This window comes from Psychromonas sp. Urea-02u-13 (assembly GCF_002835995.1).
In the GTDB taxonomy this organism is placed as follows: domain Bacteria; phylum Pseudomonadota; class Gammaproteobacteria; order Enterobacterales; family Psychromonadaceae; genus Psychromonas.
Genome location: NZ_PJBZ01000107.1, coordinates 1 through 15269, shown reverse-complemented (window position 1 = coordinate 15269; position 15269 = coordinate 1). Strand labels below are relative to the sequence as shown.

Annotated in this window: 12 protein-coding genes; 9 read left to right on the top strand and 3 right to left on the bottom strand. The window is 38.9% G+C overall.

Translation table 11 applies throughout. The annotated features are described in order from the left end of the window. Nucleotides 1-176 precede the first annotated feature (176 nt). Together CXF74_RS19015 and CXF74_RS19010 are read left to right on the top strand one after the other, a co-directional pair. On the top strand, nt 177-509 hold the full coding sequence (locus tag CXF74_RS19015; RefSeq protein ID WP_101084117.1) for a type II toxin-antitoxin system RelE/ParE family toxin: 333 nt from the start codon (nt 177-179) through the stop codon (nt 507-509). Next, nucleotides 496-810: a helix-turn-helix domain-containing protein gene (locus CXF74_RS19010; protein WP_101084116.1), complete on the top strand. Its 315-nt coding sequence runs from the start codon at nt 496-498 to the stop codon at nt 808-810. The genes CXF74_RS19015 and CXF74_RS19010 overlap by 14 nt, the downstream gene beginning before the upstream one ends. A gap of 589 nt (nt 811-1399) precedes the next feature. Here CXF74_RS19010 and CXF74_RS19000 read toward each other — a convergent pair. From CXF74_RS19000 to pdxR, 3 genes are all read right to left on the bottom strand, one after another. Further along, nucleotides 1400-2014 carry a DUF938 domain-containing protein gene (locus tag CXF74_RS19000; RefSeq protein WP_101084114.1) on the bottom strand — a complete coding sequence of 205 codons (615 nt, stop codon included), beginning with the start codon at nt 2012-2014 and terminating at the stop codon, nt 1400-1402. Between the two features lie 10 nt (nt 2015-2024). Beyond that, a complete protein-coding gene (locus CXF74_RS18995) occupies nt 2025-3176 on the bottom strand; it encodes a GNAT family N-acetyltransferase (RefSeq protein WP_101084118.1) in 1152 nt (383 codons plus the stop codon). 135 nt (nt 3177-3311) lie between these two features. Continuing rightward, nucleotides 3312-4760: a MocR-like pyridoxine biosynthesis transcription factor PdxR gene (gene pdxR / locus CXF74_RS18990; protein WP_101084113.1), complete on the bottom strand. Its 1449-nt coding sequence runs from the start codon at nt 4758-4760 to the stop codon at nt 3312-3314. A 101-nt stretch (nt 4761-4861) separates the two neighbouring features. Here pdxR and CXF74_RS18985 point away from each other — a divergent pair, with 101 nt between their 5' ends. The 7 genes from CXF74_RS18985 to CXF74_RS18955 form a co-directional block, all read left to right on the top strand. Beyond that, nucleotides 4862-5446, top strand: a complete 585-nt coding sequence (locus tag CXF74_RS18985) for a GNAT family N-acetyltransferase (protein WP_101084112.1) — start codon at nt 4862-4864, stop codon at nt 5444-5446. Between the two features lie 368 nt (nt 5447-5814). Continuing rightward, nucleotides 5815-6453: an FMN-binding negative transcriptional regulator gene (locus CXF74_RS18980; protein ID WP_101084111.1), complete on the top strand. Its 639-nt coding sequence runs from the start codon at nt 5815-5817 to the stop codon at nt 6451-6453. Between the two features lie 396 nt (nt 6454-6849). Further along, nucleotides 6850-8955 carry a peptidase domain-containing ABC transporter gene (locus tag CXF74_RS18975; RefSeq protein ID WP_232772591.1) on the top strand — a complete coding sequence of 702 codons (2106 nt, stop codon included), beginning with the start codon at nt 6850-6852 and terminating at the stop codon, nt 8953-8955. After that, nucleotides 8952-10331: an HlyD family type I secretion periplasmic adaptor subunit gene (locus tag CXF74_RS18970; protein ID WP_101084109.1), complete on the top strand. Its 1380-nt coding sequence runs from the start codon at nt 8952-8954 to the stop codon at nt 10329-10331. The genes CXF74_RS18975 and CXF74_RS18970 overlap by 4 nt, the downstream gene beginning before the upstream one ends. Before the next feature lie 2 nt (nt 10332-10333). Then, nucleotides 10334-12442, top strand: a complete 2109-nt coding sequence (locus CXF74_RS18965) for a type I secretion system permease/ATPase (protein WP_232772590.1) — start codon at nt 10334-10336, stop codon at nt 12440-12442. Between the two features lie 46 nt (nt 12443-12488). Further along, nucleotides 12489-13307 (top strand): hypothetical protein, encoded by an 819-nt coding sequence (locus CXF74_RS18960; RefSeq protein ID WP_101084107.1) that lies wholly within the window; start codon nt 12489-12491, stop codon nt 13305-13307. Nucleotides 13308-13327: 20 nt separating this feature from the next. Beyond that, the coding region (locus tag CXF74_RS18955) for a hypothetical protein (RefSeq protein WP_157822456.1) at nt 13328-15269 on the top strand (1942 nt) is incomplete at its 3' end.

The window sequence follows — 15269 nt, the reverse complement described above, 5'->3', positions numbered from 1 at the left end:
TGTAATGTAAGATCAAATATTGCTTGAATAAGCGTTAGCGTTAAAGGATTCAACGCGTAAATAGGATCAAAGCTTTCATCTTTAAAAACAAAAAATTGGACACACAAAGCTTTTGACAGAGATTCAAGATTCATATCCCACCTTGTTTTCTATACGCTACTTGCGTATGCTTTTTCATGAAATGTATATTTGTAGAATCTAAAATATTTGAGAAATACCGAGATGAACATCTCAGTGATGAAGAGTTTAGGCTGTTTCAAGCTGAGCTAATGTCAAATCCTAAGCAGGGTGATGTGATTCAAGGTACTGGTGGTTTACGGAAGGTTCGAGTTGCAAGTAAGGGTAAAGGAAAGCGTGGTGGCTCACGTGTTATTTATTACTTCCTTGATGAAAAACGACGTTTCTATTTACTCACTATTTATGGGAAAAGTGAAATGTCGGATTTAACCGCAGATCAAAAGAAACAGTTAAAGGCATTTATGGAGGTATGGCGTAATGAGCAATCGTGATTTATTTACAGAATTAAGCTCTGCTCTTGTTGAAGCAAAAGAGCATTCAGAGGGGAAACTTACCCTTAAAACACATCAGGTTAATGATGTAAGTGAACTTGATATCTCACCGAATGAAATAATACATATTCGAGAAAAATTTAATATGTCACGTGGTGTGTTTGCTAGTTTACTTCATACATCCTCTCGTACTTTAGAGAACTGGGAGCAAGGACGAAGTGCTCCAAATGGGCAAGCAATTACCCTTTTGAAATTAGTACAGCGTTATCCAGAAACTCTCACGCACATAGCTGAGTTATAACAAGAAATTTAAACGGAACAAAAATGGTTTGCCATGTTTCGTTCCTCACAAGTTTTATTCGCTTAAGCGTGCGGAGAAGCAATCGAGAATACCCGTAGCTTGAATCAAAAAAAAACCGTTTAAATGGTTTGATGGTTATATTTTTTGTTCTTAATTTCTAAGCACTCATTCAAAAATTGAAATCCAAAGCGCTTTGTCATTACACAATGCAGGCATCAATGCCTGACAGGAAGTCAGGCATAAGTGCGTTTCAGGACATGGATGTTCTGTAAGCACTGGTGCTGTTAAAACAATCTTGAAATCAAATGAAGGGAATAATCGGGCGAGCTCTTTTCTGGTTACTCTTTTCTGCTCGCCAGAAAAGAGTAACTCGCCTCTGGCGAAACGACTGTAATGTAAGATCAAAAATTGCTTGAATAAGCGTCAGCGTTAAAGGATTCAACGCGTAAATGAGATCAAGTCTTTCATCTTTAAAAAAGATGCCTAGTGGTGTTTTCTCATCATTGTCCAATGAAAATTTAAAAGGGCGTCTGTGCTGGCGCCTTATTTATCAGCCATTCAAAATGAATGAACGTCCTTTAAGACAGGCTTAAACAACCCCTTTTTTAGAAAAAACCAATAGCTGATTATTGGCCGGCATAACAAAATCGTTGATTAACTGCAGTCCCGCATCATCTGCGAGTAGCAAAATTGCTTCAATATCACGAATCCCACTATTGATATCTCGCGTTTTAAGGCTTTGGTCAAAAGATGCGTTGCTTTGGCTGGTGAAGTTTCCTTGATATTTAAAAGGGCCGTAAATACAAACAGAGGCTTCTGCGGGTAAATTTTGTGCGAGCCCTTGGAAAAATTTAACCACTAAAGGCCAACTGATTATATGCAACGTATTCGCGCTATAAACAGCATCCACTGGTAGGTGTTGGTTAGGTACGGGCCAATTTTCATTTAAATCGAGCACCAGTGGCCTTTCAATATTATCCGAGGTGCTTTCATCTAACCAACGGTTAATGCCTTGATGGTTGACTAACAAATCACTGGTTTGCCATGTTAAATGCGTTAGCTGTGGCGCAAAAAACAGCGCATGCTGTCCGGTGCCAGAGCCAATTTCTAAGACATGCTGACTGGTTGCGAATACGGTGCTTAAAATATCTAAAATAGGTTGTTTGTTATTTTCACATGCTTGAGAAAAAGGTTTGTTATTCATCTGTTTAATCTCATTGTTTGAAGGGTAATAACTGCCGACATTGTGCTTGATACGTTAGCAGATGTGTTTCCTCTTGTTGACAAAAATCTTTAATCGCAGCCCTAAAGCCGGGGTATTTTATCCAGTGATAAGAGTACGTTAATATCGGTTCGAAACCTCGCTGAATTTTATGTTCACCTTGCGTGCCTGGGGTAAAGCTTTTGATATTTTTGTTAATGCAAAATTCAATGCCTCGATAATAACAAAGCTCAAAATGTAAATTATTATAGTGCTCTGTACAGCCCCAATAGCGTCCATAAAGCTGGTGGTCATCGTAAAAAAATAATGCGCAAGCCACATCTTCCCCAGCATGACTGGCAATAAGCAGTAATACGTTACTCGCCATGTCGGTGATTATTTGTTTAAAAAATTGCTCGTTAAGATGAGGTTGATGACCGCGTTTTAAATAGGTTAATTGATAGGTCAAATAAAAGAATTCTAGGTCTTTCTCTGTGATTTCATGATTGAGTAACTGTCGAATTTGAATATCTTGTTTGGCGATGGTCAGTCTTTCTTTTCGTGTGCTTCTTCTTTTACGCGACGTGAAGGTATTTAAGAAATCATCAAAGCACTTATAATCACGATTAAACCAATGAAATTGAACGGTATTACGTTGATAAACATCCTCGGGTAAAGGGCTCTTTATTTCAGGACAATATAAAATATGCCAACTATTAATGTTTTCTTGCTCGCAGTGCGCGATTAATGGCTTAAATAAGGCGCTCATCTGGTCTTGCTCTGAGCGTGATTGCTCTGAGAGGTGTTGACCTGTGAGTAATTTGTCACTACTCACTGGTGTAAAAGGGATGGTCGCGACTAACTTGGGATAATACTCAATGCCATGGCGCTTAAATGCATCCGCCCAATCCCAATCAAAGACATATTCGCCCCAGGAATGACTCTTCAAATACATTGGCATTAACGCGGTTATTTCTTCATTTGTTGTGGCCACTAAATGATGAGGCTGCCAACCTTGTTGAATACTGACAGACTGACTTTTTTCAAGCGCGTTAAAGAAGTCATAATGAAGAAAAGGGCAAGCAGAGTGATTTAAACGTTGCCAGTGAGCGGGCCCAATTGCTTCAATCGAATTAACAAAAGTAATGTTGGTAGGAGTATTCAATAGAGGCTTCTCACTGGTTAATGGGGCTTCTCTCACTATACAATAAAGGTCGCTAACATTAAGATAATTAATCACTTATTGGGTTCATGCTAAGGTCTTTATTTTTAATAGCGACTTTAATAATGACTTCAACAGCTACTTTAATAACGACTTTAACAATAACAAACCTTGTCTAATTTTCTGTTCATCTTGTCCTGCAAAACCTAAACGAATGTATTTATCTTGGTCGTTGTTTTTATCTAAATGAAAGGCATTTTCGGCTAATAGAAAAATACTCTGTTGTTTGGCTAATTGGGCAACATGTTGCGCATTACCTCCGATATTCACCCACAGTGCCATGCCACCCGCGGGAATTGAAAAGCTGATGTTTAAACCCTCATCAATAAATTCATTGAGTAGTTCAACCATGCACTGGCGCCTTTTTTGATAGCGTCGTGTGGCTTTTCTTAAGTGGCGTTCAAAGCCTCCATCTTGCATCCATCGTGCCAGCGCATCTTGTAGTGGCACATTGACTTTGTGGTTGATGATAGCGCGGTAATTAACGATATGTTGGCAGAGTGATTGGTCCACGGCGATAATGCCTAAACGAATGCCGGGGAACATGATTTTAGAAAAACTAGAAAGGTAAATAACCAAACCAGAAGGGTCGTTGGCTGCCATTGGGGCAAGGGGCTGACTGTTGTAATGAAACTCGTGATCATAGTCATCTTCAATAATGGCAATATTATACTGCTGCGCTAATTGATAGATTCTTTGACGTTTACTCATCGCTAATGTCGTGGTCGTGGGGTATTGATGTAACGGTGTGAGGTATAACAAGCGAATGGTATGTGCTTGAATTAATTGTTCAAGATGGTCAACATCAATGCCATGATCGGTTTGTTTAACCGCAATTAACTGCGCCCCCGCATTTTCAAAGGCGCTCCAAGCCGGCTGATAACCTAAGCTTTCTACAGCGACTTTGTCGCCATGTTTAATCAATACTTGCGAGAGAATATATAACGCTTCTTGAGTGCCATTAACCACAATAATTTGCTTGTTATTAATGGAGCGCACTCGACGTAAATAGGTACTCACTTGTTTAATAAAGGGCCCAAATCCCATGTTATCGCCGTAGTTTAATTCATGAATGTCAGGACGATTTAACGCATCGTTCATAAAGCTTTTAAATTCATTAAATGGAAATAAATCAATATCGGGATTACCGCCTGCAAAATTGAATTGATAACGACTTGCAGCTGCGGGCGTGACACTGTTATTCGCCTTTACGAGACGCCATTGGTGTTGATGGGTCATGGTTTCTTTTTGTTTATTGGCCGCGGTAGAGGAGAATATGGGCAGGTTTTCTGCAACGCGATAACCTTGTCTTTGCTGTGTTTCAACCCAACCCTGTGCGACCAATTCATTATAAGCGGCCATCACAGTATGACGATTCACGGATAACTGCTCGGCGAGAGACCGCGTGGAAGGCAGTTTTTCTGTGCTTACGACATTGCCATTGTTTATGGCACTGCGAATGGCATGAGCGATTTTTAAATACAGTTTTTGATTACTGTTATCCAAGGTCAAGTTGAGCATTTTCATCGGTTAATTATCACCTTTGGTCTATGTGTTTCTTTAAATCTGGTTGTTGTTTTTATACCACAAGTTGAACAGTATAAGCACTCTATTTAAGGAGAATGAATATGTTTAATCCACAACCTGTCACGCTAACAACAGATAAAATATCCCTGCGCCCTTTAAATAAAGACCATCTTGATGCTTTTTATCAGGCCGGTGCTTTTCCTGAATTATGGACGTGGTCATTGCCAAATCAATGTACTTCAAAAGCACAATGTGAAGCTTGGTTTACTTATTCGCAAGCCATGGTTGAGAAAGGGGATCATGTTGTATTTTCTATTTTTGATAATCAAAGTGGAGAGCTGGTGGGTAGCACACGATATTGTGCTATCACTCGAGAAGATAGAAACCTAGAAATTGGTTTTACCTTTATCACACCCCAATATCAGCGTACTTATGCTAATACCCATGCAAAATATTGTCTGTTACAGCATGCCTTTGAGCAATTAGGTGCCATTCGTGTTCAGTTTAAAACCCATGAACAAAATGTTACCTCACGCAATGCCATTAGCCGTTTAGGGGCAAGCTTTGAAGGCGTATTACGTCATCAACGAATTTTGCCCGATGGTAGCTTTCGTAACAGTGCTATTTTTTCGATTATCGACAGCGAATGGCCACAGGTGAAAGCGCAATTTCAGGCAAAAATGTAATGGGTTTATTGTAACTACTCAGGCCGTCGCTATTTAAGCCTATTTATGAAGTACATCCGTGTACTTCATCGCTACGCGACTAGCTAAAGCTATTCAAATATGTTCCATACATATTTAGTCATCGTTAAAAATGCTCACAAATTTATCGGGAATAAATTTGAACATCCGCAGGTTGGCCCGAAGGGCGTAGTACAGGATGTACGAAGTATTTAAACGACTAAACTGCGTTTTTTCGCCTTGAACTAAGCATAAATAGCTTAGTCCTGAGCAGTTACTGTCTGTTTTCGTTGGAAAAGTATACGTTTTGGCGGGTGCTGAGTATTTACGTTTTCTTTATTATTTATTCTTTAAGACAAGGAAGTTAAAAGATGCATATCGCTAGTTCGTTTCAACAAAATGATGCCACTCAGTTGCAAGAGGTTATACGCCAATACCCCTTTGCGAGTTTGATAACACACTCTGAATCTGGCATTGAGGTTAATCATATTCCTTTTTTTCTTGATAATTCGACGGGTGAGTGTGTATTACAAGGGCATATTGCTAAAGCGAATCCTCTGTGGAAAAACGTCAAAGATAGTGCCGAAGTGTTATTAGTTTTTCATGGGCCTAATTGTTATATCTCACCGAATTATTACCCAACAAAAAAGCAACATGGCAGGGCGGTGCCCACTTGGAATTATATCGCTGTGCATGTAAAAGGCACGCTACTCATTCGTTTTGATGATCAATTTAAGCTTGATATGTTAAATAACTTAACTGTTCAACATGAACAAAATCAAGCGACACCTTGGTCAATAAATGATGCGCCAGAGCAATATATTGAGCGCATGTTAACTGCGATTGTTGGTTTAGAAATACATATCACTTCAATCACAGGGCAATGGAAAGTGAGCCAAAACCAACCAGAAGTGAACAAACAAGGTGTTATTGATGGGCTATCTAAGGCGCAGACAAGTGATGCCCTTAAAATAGCTGCATTAGTGAAAATGCATGTTGCTGAAATATGAGTGTTCTATATTTCTCTCATTTTTATTATTTAGCAAAAGATCTCAAAACAAAATGCTGACTAGTCCTCCCCCAAGGAAATCATTGATTGATGGTTTTCTTTTTAATCATAAAATTAAGAATTATAACCAAGTAGTTGTTCAGCACCTTTGTAGTGTAATTTTAAAAAAACACTGACTTATGCTGTTTAATGCAGTTTTTTAATTGATTTTATTTGCTTTGTTGATTTTTTTGAAGTATTTTCCTTCTTTCTGTTTTTAAATGGAAATGATTTTCATTTGTGTTTGCTTGTTTCTATAGGTATATGTTTTATATAAAATTATTTCTGTTTTTGTGCAGATTATATTTAAATTTTTTATAAATAATTAGTTTTCTGTAATGAAAATAAAGGACTTATTTTGAACACAAAAAGTGCTAATCCTGCAGCGTTAAAGTGTTGTGATATTTTGCTCCAGCTTAATGGTATTAAACTTGTACCGATTGAGTTTGATAGTAAATATAAAGAGCTTTCTCAATACTTAAAACAACTCTCCAAGCAATATGGTTTAAATATTAAGCTATCACGTGTTCAATGGAAAAAGCTTAGTGTAGAGAAACTGCCACTGGCCTTTGAGACTGTAGATGGCGATTATGCAGTGCTGGCTAAAATGGCTGAAGAGAAGGTCTTAATTCAAAAGGCAGATAAAAGCGCGCCAGAAGTAATCTCTATTGATGAATTGCAGACGTTATGGTCAAGCAAAGTTATCTATATCCCTGAAAGTAAATTGAACTTTGATATAAGCTGGTTTATTCCTGAATTTGTACGCTATAAGGGGCTTTTATCTGAAGTCCTTGTTTTATCATTTTTCCTACAAATTTTAGCGCTAGCACTGCCTCTCTTCTTTCAAGTGGTCATGGATAAAGTACTGGTGCATAACGCGTTATCGACGCTTGATGTCTTAGTCATAGTATTGGTGACTGTGGGGATATTTGAAGTCGTTATAAAAGGGTTACGTGAATATTTGTTTGTACATACCACCAATCGTATTGATATTCGCTTAGGGTTAAGTCTGTTTAAACACTTACTTGGATTACCACTATCCTATTTTAAAAGTCGTCAAGTTGGCGTCATTGTTACCCGCGTCAAAGAGCTCGATAGTATTCGAAATTTATTAACAGGCGCGGCGTTAACGTTACTGGTTGATGTCAGCTTCATTTTTGTTTTTCTGGCGGTAATGTATTATTTATCAGCCAAACTCACCCTTATCATCCTCGCTATTCTGCCTCTGTATCTGCTACTCGGTTGGTTGACTGCAAAACCATTAGAGAAACGCATTGAGCATCAGTTTCAATGTGGCGCACAAAACACTGCCTTTTTAACTGAAACTATTCATGGCTGCGAAACCGTTAAAAGTCTCGCGATTGAGCCGTTATTTCAAAGAAAATGGGAGTTACAAACCAAAGAGGTGGTGCAAACAAATTTTGCCACGCAGACACTGCAAGCAGGCGTTAGTCAGGCTGTTAACCTTTTGCAACGCGTTTCTGGTGTGCTGGTGATTTGGTTAGGCGCACAAATGGTGATAAACCTTGAAATGACCATTGGTCAACTTATCGCGTTTAATATGATGGTCAGCCATGTCAATCAACCGATGGCAAAACTGGTTGAACTTTGGCAACAATTTATACAAACCCGTGTTGCGGTTGATAAATTAGGAGATGTCTTAAACCTACCAACAGAAGAAGGCCATAGTGACCATTCCCCCGGCACTAAACTAGTGGGTAATATTTGCTTTTCACAAGTGAGTTTTAAATACCAACCCGATTTACCTTCCGTGTTACAAAATATCTCATTATCTATTCAAGCAGGTGAGAATGTCGCCATTGTAGGGCCTTCAGGCTCAGGGAAAAGTACCATTACGCGTTTAATTCAAAAATTATACCTCGCGGAATCTGGGCAGTTGTTGATTGATGGTCAACCGATTAACCAACTTTCTGCACATTATATAAGAAGCCAGATTGGGGTGGTATTACAAGAAAACTACCTCTTTAACCTCAGTGTGCGAGATAACATTGCCATTAAACACCCCACCTCCACCTTTGAGAAAATAGTAGACGTCGCGCAATTAGCCGGGGCGCATGAGTTTGTGCTTCAACTTGAAAAAGGTTACGACACGGTACTCGCTGAAAGTGGTAGTTCTCTCTCTGGCGGTCAAAAACAACGTATTGCTATTGCGCGTGCTTTATTAGGCAACCCAGCATTGCTAATTTTTGATGAAGCAACCAGCGCCTTAGACGATGAAACGCAACAAATTGTATTAAATAATATGGGAAAAATAACCGCCAATAGAACGGTGATCACCATTGCGCATCGATTATCAACCGTCAAACACTGTGATCGCATCATCTTTTTAGATAAAGGTGAAATAGTGGAACAAGGGACACATCAGGCGCTATTAATTAAAAAAGGCCGATACGCCAATCTATGGCGTTTGCAAAGCCAAGTGCAACAGGAAAATCCAGCATGAAACATATCAAAGCGATCGTTAATGCCCTTAAAAACCAGAAAAATGAAATGAATGAAATTAAACGCCAGCGTGATGAATATGAATTTTTACCGGCGCACTTAGACGTACTTGAAAAACCCCCTGCACCTAAAGCGAGATTAGTTGCGATTGTATTAACGCTGTTTTTAATCATCATATTAATCTGGTCGATAGTCGGCCGTTTAGATATTCATGCGGGTGCTCAAGGTAAATTAATGGTGTCGAGCCACTCCAAAATTATTCAACCTTTAGGCCAAGGTGAAGTGACCGCTATCAATGTTAAAGATGGCCAGCGTGTCAAGAAAGGAGATAGTTTAATAGAGTTAAACACTGTTGATATCAAAGCTGAAATACAACGCTTATCACTGCAAATATTACATTTTAACTTGGAGGCTGCAAGGTTAAGTGCACTACTCAGCGATAAGCCGTTAACCTCGTTTACAGCGCCTACGCAGGCAAGTACTTTTCAAATCAAAAAAAGTAAAGCGCATTTAAACAGTGAAGTTGAAGAGACCGATGCTTTGGTTGAGCAGTTACAGGCAGAGTTATCTGTCAACCTAAGTCAACAACAAGCCAATCATCATGACGCTACTTCATTGCGAAAATTAAAAGGCAATATTCATGAAAGGTTAGTCGCAAGACAAACACTGGCTTCCTCTAATTCTATCGCTAAAGTAGAGCTATTAGAGCAAGAAAAGGAGCTATTAGAAGTTAACCGTTCAATTAACAGCTTGATTGCGCAGCAAGCGGTATTAAAAGCACAGCACAATAGTACCAATGAGCAAATCGACAGTTTATTAGCACAAAAGCGTCGTGAATATTATGCCGCGCTGAATCAAGTTGAAATAAATTTATCGCAAGTACAGCAAGAGCTTATAAAAGCGCAAGAGAACTTACGTCGTCAAACCTTACGCTCTCCAGTGAATGGCATTGTGCAGCAACTCAGTATTCATACGTTAGGTGGGGTTGTCACACCAGCACAAGCCCTAATGGTGGTTGTGCCTGGTAACGCAATATTAGAAGCGCAAGTGAATGTGCTTAATAAAGACATTGGTTTTGTGTTAGCAGGGCAAGCCGTTGAAATTAAAATAGATAGCTTTCCTTTTACGAAGTACGGCACCATTACCGGTGAAGTATTACATATATCGCAAGACGCCGTTCAAGATGAGCAACTTGGCTTTGTATTTCCCGCAAGAATTAGATTACACCGCAGTGATATTTTGGTTGAAGATTCCTTGATTGCATTGTCTGCCGGTATGAGTGTGATGGCTGAAATTACCACGGGCGATCGCCGCGTGATTGAATATTTACTCAGCCCATTACAGCAATATCAATCTGAAGCAATGAGAGAGCGATAAACGTGGATAAACTAAATAATGATCACGGCATCCTGTCTTTAAAGCTGGCAGCTGAACAATTCGATAAATCGGTTTCACCGCGCACCTTAATTCATCGTTTAGGGCTACAAAAAGGCCAAGCCTGTGAGCTAGATATTTGCCGTTGTGCAGACTGGATAGGACTTAAAGCGCGTATTGAAAAAGTAGAATTATCGCGTTTAGACACGCTACCGATGCCCGCCTTAACTCAAATAAACGGCTTATATTGTGTGATGTTATCTTGCAATGCACAAACGGTTGAATTACAGCATCCAGTGACTTTGGATATGATCACCATGAGTAACGAAGAGTGGGCAGAGCATAGCCATCAACACGTTATTTTATTAGCAGAAAAACAATTAACCAAGGCGGCCACTGAGTTTGGCTTTTCGTGGTTTATTCCTTCCATTATTAAACACATGAAACAAGCAAAAAGTGTGTTATTAATTTCATTGTTTATTCAATTAATTGCGCTAGTGACGCCACTGGTTTTTGAGAATGTGATTGATAAAGTATTGGTGAGCCGCAGTTTATCGAGCTTGCAAGTATTAGCCTTTGCGTTGATGGCACTTGCACTGTTTGAACCGATATTTTCTTTCTTGCGTTCGTGGTTATTCTCCAACCTTGCCTGCAAATTAAACTCAGAATTAAACAGTCGCCTTTATCGTCACTTGCTGGCATTACCCATGTCTTTTTACAATCAACGACAAACAGGACAAATCACCGCGCGTGTCAGAGAGATGGACCAAGTCAGGCAATTTCTGTCTGGCTCGGCGCTCACCATGATTCTGGATTTTCTGTTTATCTTCATTTTTATTGCGGTGTTATTTGCCTATGCGCCTAAGTTAACCTGGTTAGTGCTCGGCTCGTTAGTGGTGTATTTCCTTTTTTGGTTATCCGTTGGCCCGACATTACGTTCGCGTGTAAACAAACATTTTGAATGTTCTGCCGATAACAGCGCCTTTTTAAATCAAGCGATAACAGGGGTCGAAACTATTAAAACCAGCGCCATTGAAGCGGGTTTTATTAAAGAGTGGCAAACCAGTTTAGCGCACCAATTAAAAGCGGGTTTAAAAGCGCGCATTACCAGTATTTGGGCACAACAAGGTATCAGTTTTATCCAGAAAATTACCGCCGCACTATTACTTTGGTGGGGTGTAAAGTTAGTGATGTCAGGTGATTTAACCGCGGGCGAATTAGTCGCCTTTAATATGTTAGCTGGGCAAGTAACACAACCTATTTTGCGCCTCGCACAAGTGTGGCAAGACTTTCAGCATACCCTTATCTCGTTAAATCGCATTGGTGATATTTTATCTGAGCCAACCGAGGTAGGCAGTGCAGGGCTTGTTTCAAACCCCAAAGTACAAGGTCAAATTAGCTTCAAACAAGTCCGTTTTCGTTACCACAGTGATGCACCGGAAGTGCTCAGTAATTTAAGTTTTGACATTAAAGCGGGTGAGTTTATTGGTATTACTGGTAGCTCAGGCTCAGGCAAAAGTACCGTGACTAAGTTATTACAGCGTTTATATAATCCCAACTCAGGCGAAGTGTACGTAGATGGATTAGACCTCGCCATTGCTGACCCCGTTGAGCTACGTCGTAACATGAGCATTGTATTACAAGACAGTCACCTTTTTTCAGGCACCGTCGCTGAAAATATCAAACAATGTTGCCCACAAGCTTCTCAAGAACAGCTTTTATATGCTGCGCAGTTAGCGGGCGCGCATCAATTTATTGAAGAGCTAGCGCAAGGTTACGATACCCAAGTGGGCGAGCGTGGCAGTAATTTATCCGGTGGACAAAAACAGCGTATTGCACTTGCACGCGCGCTAATTACTAACCCCAAAATATTAGTATTAGATGAAGCAACTAGTGCGCTCGATTATGAATCGGAAGCTGCCATTATTAGCCGCTTACCAGAAATCACAAAAGACAGAACCGTTATCAGTATTGCCCACCGTTTAAATACCATTAACCAATGTGATCGTATTTTTGTGGTTGAAAAAGGGCAATTAGTCGAGTCGGGAAATCATCAGCAGTTAATTAAAGAACAACAGAAATATGCAAGATTGTGGGTGAGTCAGGTTGGATAGCTGGTTAATAATCATTATGAAATTTAAAAAACAACAAGGATAGGTAATGTTAAATAAGAAACTGATCACTAGAAACAAGCAGATACTCATTATGTTATTCGCATCGTTGCTATTGACAAGTGTGAATGTGTTAGCCAATGCAGAGGATTGTGCGAATGATTTTATTGGTGATCTACAGCTAAAAAAAGGGTTGCCAAGCATATTATCACTTAAGGACTTTAACGATATACAAATGGCTGCAAAAACTGACAATGCAAACGGCTCGCGGTATATGTTGTCATCTACATTCTATAGGCTTGGTTATTTAGTGAAAAAAGATCTGCATAAATCATTTGCATTATCAAAAAGAGTGTCCCTTGCGAATAGCAAAAATATTAGATCGTACGCACAAGCACAGCATGATTTAGGCTGGTTGTCTTTGTTATGTGGGGAGTATTTAGGTGATAGAAATTATATTAAATATTTTCAACAGTCAGCTAAATATGATAATGCAGAATCTAAATACTTTGTTGCTACACAAGAGTTTTTTACTTGGTATGAAAAACAAAATGTTAACGAGAAGTATCCAATTCACTTTAAGGAATATGCATCGAAATATTTACTAAAATTGCAAGTTGCATCTGAGTCGTCGTTGTCTATTTTTGAAGCTTATTTCTTAAAAAAACATTTCTCTGATTGGGTAGTTGAAGAAAAAAATACTGAAAAACTGACAAAGATACTACTTAAGTCTGAGTTTTTTGATGGATGCGCACATATTAACCTTCAGCGAAATCTTTCTATGCCATTTCATAAATTTAAAAAAGAGAGGTTGAAATTGATCCAATCTCTGAATCCACAATTTTATAAAAACTGTACTCAACAATAACTATGTAAGGAAGAATAAAAATGTCATTTAATTTATTTGGTGCAAGTCAGTCTTACTTTGGTGCTAATCAAGCAGAGTCCAACTTGGTTGAGGCTTGCCAAAAAGGATATGCAGATCCTAGTGCGGAGAACTTAAAAGCAGTAGAAAAAGCTGTTGGAGCTTACGGTGAGGCCGCTGCGAAAGGAGCGGTATCTCTTGTTCCTACGAGTTTTTTTATGGGTAGAGTTTGGAATCAGTTTATTGAAGGTCTTAGTCCTAAAGTTGAAGCAGAACAGGAAATTGCCAACCGATTACAATCGTATTCAGACATGATTCATAATAGAACGAATACAGATAAAGAAAATATTAGGCATGCATGCACAACGGGAATTTCCACTTTGATTTCTGAAGCAATTGGCGAAATACCAGACTCCACGACTAGCTCTCGTCGTTATAGAGATCCACTGATTTTAGATCTTGATGGGGATGGGGTAGAGATTAATGCTGAGTCAGTTTATTTCGATACTGATGGTGACGGTATCGCTAATAAAATGAGTTGGGCAAATGCTGATGATGGTTTCCTTGTTTATGATAAAAATCAAGATGGGGAAATAGCAGATGGAAGTGAGCTATTTGGCGATGACTATACCAAGCTGGATGGCACAAAGGCCAAAGATGGTTTTGATGCTTTAAGAGATTTAGATGCAAATAACGATAATGTCATTAATGCCAGCGATACGAATTTTGAAAGCCTACAAGTTTGGCGGGATCTAAACCAAGATGGAGTAACGGACGCTGGTGAACTATTCAGTTTGCAAGATCTTGGCATATCTGAAATTCAATTGACAGAAACCCTCTCAGGGGAAGTTAAACCTGGATACCAAGAGGTTAGCTCAGCTAGTATCGTGATGACTGATGGTAGTGAATCCAAAGTATATGATGTTAACCTTGAGGTAAATAGCCTTCATACAAAATTTGACCACAGTAATATCACATTAGATGAATCAGTATTAAACCTAGCTAATATTACAGGAATGGGTAGTGTTGATACGCTTCATTATTCTATGGCTGAGAATGAACAACTTAAACAGTTGATAACAAATTTTTCTGAAAGCAATTCGCGCTCAGAGCAATTGGCATTTATGGATCAAATTGTTAATGCTTGGGCGAGCACAAACAATGAAGATACGTTAGATGCACTTGTTACATGGCAAGTTGGTACACTAGTAACTAATTCTTGGGTAGATGAGGCTAGAAATTTAATTATAACAAGCACTGGGGTTGAATTTCATTCACAAGAATTATCTGCTGAATTAAGTAATAAAATAAATCTTCTATCATCCTTTTTTGGTAATGATGACTTTAAAAATGTCCGGATTATGGCTGGAGGTGGGAGTATTTCAAGCGAACCTGTAGAAAGTGCATTCGAAGCAGTCGCTAATGCATATGAACAATTCCAAAATAATATTTATGAGCTTCTTGTTGGGCAAACAAGATTAAATCAATATTTTGATAAAATCACTGTTGATTTTGAATCAGAACCCGTAATTTCCTATCAAGCATTAGAGACTTTTATTCAAAATGAAGTCGCAACCACCCCTGACAAAATAACGTTATTAGAAGATATAGTTTTCTTAATCAAAAACGATCCTATTGGTTATCTAAAAGCAGACTTAAATCTTTATGATTATGTAAATGAACTGATTTCAATAGAGCTAACACCTGAAGTTGTTGAAGTGCTTGAAAAAAATGACTTTAGTATTGAAGAGTATGGATTCATGTATCATTCAACGGGACTAGCAACGGACATTGTTGCTATCAGTGCAGATAACGTAAATGAAGTCATCATCAATGGTGATAATAAAACGTTAGTCGTAGGATCAGGTAATGATGATTTGATCACTGTAAACGGTGCTAATACGATTGTTTTAAGTGGAGAAGGAAACGATGAGATTATAGCTGGCAGTGGCAACGACATTGTTA